8 protein-coding genes are annotated in these 8823 nt (G+C 68.5%); 1 reads left to right on the top strand and 7 read right to left on the bottom strand.

Going from position 1 to position 8823, the window contains the following annotated elements; translation table 11 throughout:
* The 7 genes from ACR2JA_RS00425 to ACR2JA_RS00395 all read right to left on the bottom strand — a co-directional run.
* Positions 1 to 336 (bottom strand): hypothetical protein (locus ACR2JA_RS00425; protein WP_434007166.1); only part of this gene is annotated, 336 nt, incomplete at its 3' end.
* 210 nt (positions 337 to 546) lie between these two features.
* Positions 547 to 1677, bottom strand: coding sequence for a 3-deoxy-7-phosphoheptulonate synthase (locus ACR2JA_RS00420; protein ID WP_434007165.1), 1131 nt, complete (start codon positions 1675 to 1677; stop codon positions 547 to 549).
* Positions 1678 to 1947: 270 nt separating this feature from the next.
* Positions 1948 to 3408 carry a metalloprotease TldD gene (gene tldD, locus ACR2JA_RS00415; protein ID WP_434007164.1) on the bottom strand — a complete coding sequence of 487 codons (1461 nt, stop codon included), beginning with the start codon at positions 3406 to 3408 and terminating at the stop codon, positions 1948 to 1950.
* 55 nt (positions 3409 to 3463) lie between these two features.
* On the bottom strand, positions 3464 to 4432 hold the full coding sequence (locus ACR2JA_RS00410; RefSeq protein ID WP_434007163.1) for an NAD(P)-dependent oxidoreductase: 969 nt from the start codon (positions 4430 to 4432) through the stop codon (positions 3464 to 3466).
* Entirely contained in the window at positions 4429 to 5583 is a 1155-nt protein-coding gene (gene rodA, locus ACR2JA_RS00405; RefSeq protein WP_434007162.1) for a rod shape-determining protein RodA, read from the bottom strand. The genes ACR2JA_RS00410 and rodA overlap by 4 nt, the downstream gene beginning before the upstream one ends.
* A gap of 47 nt (positions 5584 to 5630) precedes the next feature.
* Positions 5631 to 7493 carry a sensor histidine kinase gene (locus tag ACR2JA_RS00400; RefSeq protein ID WP_434007161.1) on the bottom strand — a complete coding sequence of 621 codons (1863 nt, stop codon included), beginning with the start codon at positions 7491 to 7493 and terminating at the stop codon, positions 5631 to 5633.
* A gap of 8 nt (positions 7494 to 7501) precedes the next feature.
* Positions 7502 to 8170 (bottom strand): LuxR C-terminal-related transcriptional regulator, encoded by a 669-nt coding sequence (locus ACR2JA_RS00395; protein ID WP_434007167.1) that lies wholly within the window; start codon positions 8168 to 8170, stop codon positions 7502 to 7504.
* Between the two features lie 170 nt (positions 8171 to 8340).
* Between ACR2JA_RS00395 and ACR2JA_RS00390 the strand changes: the two genes are divergently transcribed.
* Positions 8341 to 8823 (top strand): YqiA/YcfP family alpha/beta fold hydrolase (locus tag ACR2JA_RS00390; protein WP_434007160.1); only part of this gene is annotated, 483 nt, incomplete at its 3' end.

The following is an 8823-nucleotide window of genomic DNA, read 5'->3' as shown; positions in this document are numbered from 1 at the left end:
CGGCCGAAGCCAGGCCTCACAGCGCTGCAGGCGCTGGCGGACGCTGGCCTCGTCGTCGGCATCGAAGAACTCGGCCGAGGCAAAACCGTCGGGCAAGGGGGTGGCAAAAGCCAGCGGGCGGTCCACCTCGGCCCGGTTGAGCATCAGCCGTTCACCGCTGCCGTGCGGGTGATGGATCAGCACCCCGTCGCGGCCCTGCACGTCCACCCCGGGCCCATGGATCATCCACGCGTCGGCCAGGTGCGGGTCGCCGCTGTGCCATTCGGGCCACCCAGGCTGCACCTGGGCCGCCCATGCACCGAGGCGCGCCGCCGCGGGCGCGTCAAACCCCAACAACCCCAAATTCAGAACCGGCTGCTCCACAAGGGCTCCCGCGGCCTCCATCTGCCGACACGGCAGGTGCACAAAGACCGCTGTTGCGCCGGACTCACAGCGCAGCTAGGAGGTTAACAGCGCCCGGGGCACCAGCCAACCCACGTGGCGGGCGCGCAGCAGATCGCCCGATCCTGTGCATTGGCTCTTGACAAAGGCAACGCTTGACCCGTGTCAGCGAGCGGCCTGGCGAGCGGCGCGCACGGCCTGCGACAGCACCTCCAGCGCCTGCACCGAATCGTCCCAGCCCAGGCAGGCGTCCGTGATGCTCTGTCCGTAGGCCAGCTTGTGCACGTCGTCCTTGCCAGGAGTGAACTTTTGCGCACCCGCTTCGATGTGGCTTTCGATCATCACGCCGAAGACGCTCTTCGAACCGGAGGCGATCTGCTGACCGATGTCGCGCGCCACATCGAGCTGTTTCTCGTGCTGCTTGCTGCTGTTGGCGTGGCTGCAGTCCACCATCAGGCGCGGCGTGAGCTTGGCGGCTTCCAGTTCCTTGACGGCGGCGGCCACGTGGGCGGCGTCGTAGTTGGGCGCCTTGCCGCCGCGCAGGATGACGTGGCAGTCCTTGTTGCCGTTGGTCTGCACGATGGCGACCTGGCCGTTCTTGTGCACCGACAGGAAGTGGTGGCCGCGTGCGGCCGCCTGGATGGCGTCGGTCGCGATCTTGATGTTGCCGTCGGTGCCGTTCTTGAAGCCGATGGGTGCCGACAGGCCCGAGGCCAGCTCGCGGTGCACCTGGCTCTCCGTCGTGCGCGCGCCGATGGCGCCCCAGGCGATCAGGTCGCCAATGTACTGAGGGCTGATCACGTCCAGGAACTCGGAGCCCGCCGGCAGGCCCTGGCGGTTGATCTCGATCAGCAACTGGCGCGCGATGCGCAGGCCTTCGTCGATGCGGTAGCTTTCGTCGAGGTAAGGGTCGTTGATCAGCCCCTTCCAGCCCACCGTGGTGCGCGGCTTCTCGAAGTAGACCCGCATCACGATCTCCAGCGTGTCCGCGTACTGCTCGCGCAGCGGCTTGAGGCGGCGCGCGTAGTCCAGCGCGGCGGCCGGGTCGTGGATCGAGCAGGGCCCGATGATGACCAGCAGGCGGTCGTCCTTGCCGTGCAGGATGTCGTGGATGCGGCTGCGGGTCTGCTTGATCAGTCCCTCCACCGCCGTGCCGGCGATGGGGAAGAAGCGGATGAGGTGTTCGGGCGGCGGGAGCACGGTGATGTCCTTGATGCGCTGGTCGTCGGTCTGGCTGGTCTTGTCGGCCGGGCGCGCATACCAGGCATCGCTGGCGGCAGTGGTCTTGGCGGTCATCGAAAGCTCCTCGCAGGGTTGGGAAATGAAGGGGTGAAAAAAAAACCGCCGGGCTTTGGGCCCGGCGGTTTGGAGGGGGTTCGGTTGCTCTGCGCGCTTACACCGTTGCCTCTCGTCCGCCGGGGACCGAGAACCAAAAGTAAAAGCCAAAAAAGATGGCGGCGCGGGTTTGCATAGGTCGCGAATGTAGCACAGCCGTTTTGACACGGCTCTTACGGCAAAGGGTGCGGCAGCGGCGCCCTGCACAGCGGCGGGGCGTGGGGGCCATGTTCAGGCCGTGCCGCCGACCGTCAGGCCATCGATGCGCAGCGTGGGCTGTCCCACGCCCACGGGCACGCTCTGACCCTCCTTGCCGCAGGTTCCGACGCCGCTGTCCAGCCGCATGTCGTTGCCGATCATGCTGATCTTCTTGAGCGACTCGGGCCCGCTGCCCACCAGCGTGGCGCCTTTCACCGGGTACTGGATTTTGCCGTTCTCCACCCAGTAGGCCTGGCTGGCGGAGAACACGAACTTGCCGCTGGTGATGTCGACCTGGCCACCGCCGAAGTTGGTGGCGTAGAGCCCCTTCTTGATCGAGGCCACGATTTCCTCGGGCGCTTTGTCGCCACCCAGCATGTAGGTGTTGGTCATGCGCGGCATGGGCACGTGGGCGTAGCTCTCGCGGCGGCCGTTGCCGGTGGGCTTGACGCCCATCAGGCGCGCGTTCATCGCGTCCTGGATATAGCCCTTGAGGATGCCGTCCTCGATCAGCACGTTCTTCTGCGTCGTGTGACCTTCGTCGTCCACGTTCAGCGAGCCACGGCGGTCGGCGATGGTGCCGTCGTCCAGCACGGTCACACCCTTGGCCGCCACCCGCTGGCCAATACGGCCGGCAAACGCACTGGAGCCCTTGCGGTTGAAATCGCCTTCCAGGCCGTGGCCCACGGCTTCGTGCAGCAGCACGCCGGGCCAGCCGGGGCCGAGCACCACGGTCATTTCGCCGGCGGGTGCCGGGCGGGCATCCAGGTTGGTGAGGGCCGCGTCCACCGCCTCGTCCACATAGGCCTGCACCAGCGCATCGTCAAAGTGCGCCAGGCCAAAGCGGCCGCCACCGCCCGACGAGCCGACCTCGCGCCGGCCCTTCTGCTCAGCGATCACCGTCACCGACAGGCGCACCAGCGGCCGCACGTCGGCGGCCATGGTGCCGTCGGCCCGGGCCACCAGCACCACATCGTGCTCGGCGGCCAGGCCGGCCATGACCTGCACCACGCGGGAGTCCTTGGCCTTGGCCAGGCGCTCCACCTTTTCCAGCAGGGCCACCTTGGCCGTGCTGTCCAGGGTGCCGATCGGATCCAGGCCGGGGTAGAGGGAGCGCGATTTGGCCACCTTGGCCTTGCCGGCCTTGACCTTGCGGTCCTGCCCCTGGCCGGTGATGCTGCGCACCGTGCGGGCCGCATCCAGCAGCGAGTCCCAGGACAGGTCGTCGGAATAGGCGAAGGCCGTCTTCTCGCCGCTGACCGCGCGCACGCCCACGCCCTGGTCGATGCTGAAGCTCCCGGTCTTGACGATGCCCTCCTCCAGGCTCCAGCCTTCGCTGCGCGTGGTCTGGAAATAGAGGTCGGCATCGTCGGCGCCGCGCACCATGATCTCGGCCAGGGCCTTCTTCAGGTGGTCGGGCGTGAGGCCAAAGGGGTCGAGCAGCAGGCTCTGTGCACTGGAGAGCCGGGCCAGGGTGGGTTCGCTTGCGATCATCGGGCGATTGTAAGAACGCGCCCGACCGCGCGCTGGCTGCGGGGTCTTGGGGTGATCAGCGGCGCTGCCCGCGCAGCCAGAGCAGCAGGGCCGCGTCGTCCCGGTCGGCCAGTCCGGCGGCGTGCGCCTGGGCGAAGGCTTCGGCCGCGCGGGCGCCCAGCGGGCCGTCAAAGCCCACCGCCTGGGCGGCCTGCACCGCCAGCCGGGTGTCTTTTTCCAGCAGCGTCACATGGGCGCGCGGCTCAAAGTCGCCTCCGATGGCGCGGCGCATGCGGTCGGACCCGATCCAGCTCTGGCCGCTGGACTGCTCGATCACGTCCAGGGTGGTCGGCAGGTCCAGCCCCAGGCGCTCGGCCAGGGCCATGACCTCGGCCGCGCCCACGAGGTTGATGCCGGCCAGCAGGTTGTTGACCAGCTTGGTGCGCGCGCCGTCGCCCGCGCGCTCGCTGATGGTGAAGCGCCGGCTGGACATGGTCTGCAGCAGGTCGGCATGGCGCTGCAGCAGGTCGGGCGCCGCTGCCAGCATCAGGCTCATGGAGCCGTCGCGCGCGCGGGCCGGGCCGCCGGACATGGGGGCATCGATGCAGCCGATGCCCCGCTGGGCCAGCGCAGCGGCCAGGGCTTCGGTGTCGTTCGGGGCGATCGTCGGGCACAGCACCACCGCCTGACCGGCCTGCATGGCCGATGCGGCGCCGCGCGGGCCGAACAGCACCTCGTGCGACTGGGCGGCGTCGACCACGCAGACGATCAACGCCCCGGAGGCGGTGAGCACCTGGGCCGCTGCTTCGGGCATGTCGGCCAGTTGGGCGCCCGCGGCCAGCGCCTGCTGCTGGCGCTGGGGGGCGATGTCACAGACCACCACCGGCCAGCCCTGCGCGCACAGGCGTTCGACCATCGCGCCACCCATGTTGCCGGCGCCGATGACCGCCACCGAAGCGGACCGACCGGCCGCCGGCCCCCCCCAAGGCCGGTCAGCCCCCTCGGGGGGCAGCGACCCGCGCAGCGACGGAGCGTGGGGGTTCATGACTGCATCAGCCGTTTGGACTTGGCGATGGACATCAGGACGCCCAGCATCACGCCCAGGGTGACCATGGCGGTGCCGCCGTAGCTGATGAAGGGCAGCGGCACGCCCACCACCGGCAGGATGCCGCTGACCATGCCCATGTTGACGAAGGCGTACACGAAAATGTTGAGCGTCATGGCGCCGGCCATGAGCCGGGCGAACAGGGTCGGCGCTTCCAGGGCGATCGTCAGCCCGCGCACGATGAGGAAGATGAACCCGGCCATCAGGCTGAGCGTGCCGAACAGGCCGAACTCTTCGGAGAAGGCGGCGTAGATGAAGTCGGTGGTGCGCTCGGGAATGAATTCCAGATGGGTCTGCGTGCCCTGCATGAAGCCCTTGCCCCAGACGCCACCGGAGCCGATGGCGATCATGCCCTGGATGATGTGGAAGCCCTTGCCCAGCGGGTCTTTGGAGGGGTCGAGCAGTGTGCACACCCGCTGGCGCTGGTATTCGTGCAGCACCTTCCAGTCCACATCCGGCGCACACCACTGGGGCTCCATGACGATCAGCACCACCACGCCGAGGGCACCGAGCAACACCGGCGGCACGATCAGCTTCCAGCTCAGGCCGGCAAAAAAGATCACCGCCAGTCCCGAGGCCAGCACCAGCAGGGTGGTGCCCAGGTCGGGTTGTTTGAGGATCAGCGCGGCCGGCACCGCCAGCAACACGCCCGCGACGACAAAATCCAGGGGCTTGAGCTGCCCCTCGCGCCGCTGGAACCACCAGGCCAGCATCAGCGGCATGGCGACCTTCATCAGCTCACTGGGCTGGATGACCACGCCCACGTTGATCCAGCGCGTGGAACCCTTCGTGGTGATGCCGAACAGCGCCACCGCCAGCAACAGCAGCACACCCACGGTGTACATGGGTACGGCCAGGGCCATCAGCCGCTGCGGCGGCACCTGGGCCACCACGAACAGCACACCAGCGGCCAGCATCATGTTGCGGCTGTGGGCGGCAAAACGGGTGCCGTGGTCGAAGCCCACGGAGTACATGGTCATCAGGCCGGCCGCGGCCAGCAGCAGGATGGCGAACGCCAGCAACCCATCAAAGCCCTGAAAGATCGGGGTGACGCGTTGCCAGAGGGAGGGTTTGTCGAAGACGGCGGCCATGGCGCGATTATCCGGGTGCTGGCCGGACCGCGTCGCTGCGTGAGCGATCAGCACACCGGCAGCACGATGGTCACCACCGTCTGCCCCGGGCGGCTTTCGATCTGCAGTTGCGCGCCGATGGCCTGGGCACGCTCGCGCAGCGAGGCCAGCCCCTTGCGGACCGGCGCCTGCACATCAAACCCACGCCCGTTGTCGACGATGCGCAGGTGCACGGCGTCGGCACCGCCGCTGGCCTCGATGCGCAGCCGGCTCGCCTGGGCGTGCTGCAGCACGTTGGACAGGGCTTCGAACACCATGAACTGCAGGTGGCGCATGGCCTGGGCGTCCAGGCTGGGGATCGGATCGATCAGGTCCACGCCCCATTGCAGCTCGATGTCCGACGCCCGCAGCCGCGGCTCCAGCCGGTAGCGCAGGTTCGCCAGCAGCGCCGTGACGTCGCCCGGTGGCAGGTGCATGGCGTCGATCGTCAGCTTGAGCTGGTCCAGCGAATCGCGCAGGGTCTGCAACACGTCGCTCTGGCTGGCCCGACCCGACTGCAGCTGGCGGATGGCGGCGCTGATGTGCGAGCCCACGCCGTCGTGCATGTCGCGCAGGATGCGGGTGCGCTCGGCCGTGCGCTCCTGCTCGCGCGCCAGCACCTCCAGGCGCTGGTAGCTGCTGTTGAGTTCGCGCTCGCGCTCGGCGATGCGCGCCGCCATGGCCTGCATCAGCTCCTGCGCCTGACGGCTGGCGGTGCGAAAGCGCATCAGCACCACATAGCCCAGCGAGACACCGAACAGCATCGAGGTGTAGTACATCAGGGCATTGCTCGGGTAGGCCGGATCGATGCGGAACACGTACAGATCGCGCAGCCCCATCAGCACATTGACCACCACCGCCGCGGCCACGCTGCGCTGCAGCCACGACGGCGTGCGCGCCGCACGCCCCACGAACCACGCGCCGAAGCCCAGGAAGCTCAGCCCCAGGGCCGCGTACCAGAGCGTCAGCACCAGCGGCTGCGCCCACCCCAAAGCCACCACGCCCACCACCGGCCCCAGCAGCATGAGCAGCAGCAACCAGCGGCGAAAGCCCTGCACCCACCGGCCCTGGCGCGCCCCCGCCAGCTCCAGGCAAAAGCAGGTCATGAAGCCGCCCCACACGCCCAGCGCCGCGACCGGCAGCACGCCCCACCAGGGCCAGTCGATCGGTGGCGATTCGATCTGGATGTGCCCGACCCGCAGGGTCCAGGCCAGTTCGGCCAGACCAGCGTACAGATACAGCGGATCGCGCTGGGTCTGCCCGCTGGCACTGAGGCGGCTCTGCGTGGCCCACAGCGCCAGCGACACCAGCCCCACCAGCAGGCTGAAGCCCACCACCACCAGGGAGCCGGTGTTGCGCAACAGGTATTCGCGCCGGTAGAGCGGGTACACCTCGTCCGCGCTGCCCACCACCAGCTGCGACAGACCGCCACGCCGCCCCGCGTCGGCGCGGATGCGCACCTGCAGCTGGTTGCGCAAGGCCAGGTCGCTGACCGGGATGTTCAGGTAGCGCGGCACCTGGCCGAAGTCCGGTCCGTTGGGCTGGGCGATGTTGCCCTTGCGATCGAGCAGGTGGCCGTTGAGCCAGACCTCGTAGGCCGTGCCCACGCGCGGGAAGTAGATCGCCCAGGGTTCCTGCGGCAAGTGCGGCAGATCGAAACCGAGGTCGAACACCGCCTCACCCCACAGGCCCTTGTGGTGGCGGTCCCAGGCATAGGGCAGGTTCACCGCCGCGTTGGACGCCTGCCCGTTGACCACGATCAGCGCCTGCGCCTGACGCAGCTCCAGCGGCGCGGCGTGCGCGGGGCCCCACAGTGCGCAGCACAGCGCCAGCAGGCCGCTCCAGAGCGCACGCATCGATGCCCAGTAGCGGGTCTTGGGAGCCCCTGCCAACCGCCGCCTCATCGCCGTGGCAGCAAGCCCATGCGGGTTGCCTCGTACACGGCCTCGCTCTTGGAATGCACCGCCAGCTTGCTGTAGAGGTTCTTGATGTGTGTCTGCACCGTGTGCACGCTCACCGCCTTCAGCCGCGCGATCTCGGCGTAGGAGAATCCACGCGCGATCAGCTCCAGCACCTCCTGCTCGCGGTTGGACAGCTGCACTTTTTCCTCCCCCCCGGCCGCCGCCGGCAAGTCGCCCCAGCCGGAATCGGGTGCCGGGACCACCGGACTGGGGGCCTGCAGCGCCCGGTACTTGGCCAGCACCCGGCGCGCGATCATGGGCGAAATCGGCGAGGCTCCGGCCTTCATGCCCAGAATGGTCTGGGCCACGTCTTCCGGCGTGGTGTCCTTGTGGATGTAGCCCAGCGCGCCGGCCTCGATGCTGGCCATCACGTTGTCTTCATCCCCAAACATCGAGATGACCAGCGCCTCGCACTCCGGGTGCCGCCGCCGGGCATGGCGGATCACGTCCAGGCCGCTGCCATCGGGCAAGCCCAGGTCGGTCAGCAGCACGTCCACGCGCTGCGCCGGGTCGTCCAGACAGGCCCGCGCCTCGGCCACGGTGCCGACGGCGGCCAGCAGCGCCAGCTTTTCGTTGCGCACCACGCTGGAGGCGAAGAACTCCCGCATCAACGGATCGTCTTCCACAATCAGTACGCGCCACACGATCAGAACCTCTTGAACGTCCAGGAACCGGACATCGATTCCCCCATCGGTTGACAGCATATCGGCGGCCCCACGGCAGCGAGCCCTTGATGGCTCCCATGAACATGGGACACGGTCTCACTATCATCCGCCGCATGACCACCACCCACCTGCTCTACCTGCACGGTTTCCGTTCCTCGCCGCAATCGATGAAGGCACAAAAGGTCGCCGCGCGGGTGCGGGCGCAGCACCCCGATGTGGTCTGGTGGTGTCCGCAGCTGCCGCCCTCGCCCGCCGAGGCCATGGCCCTGGTGCTGGACGGTGTGCGCGGCTGGCCGCGCGAGACCATGGCCGTGGCCGGCTCGTCGCTGGGTGGGTTCTACGCCCGCTGGCTGGCGCTGCAGACCGGCTGCGCGAAAACCCTGCTGCTCAACCCGGCGGTGTTTCCGGCGCGCGACCTGCAAAAGCACATCGGCGAGCAGACCGCCTGGCACGACCCGGCCGAGCGCTTTTTCTTCGAACCGGTGTTCGTCGATCAGCTGCTTGCGCAGGAGCAGGACATCGCACGGCTCGCCGCACAGCAACCGGCCACACCAGAACGCCAGTTCGCCATCGTGGCCCAGGGCGACGAGGTGCTG

The organism is Hydrogenophaga sp. (assembly GCF_051007235.1).
GTDB lineage: Bacteria > Pseudomonadota > Gammaproteobacteria > Burkholderiales > Burkholderiaceae_C > Hydrogenophaga.
This window is presented reverse-complemented; position numbering and strand designations above follow the sequence as displayed.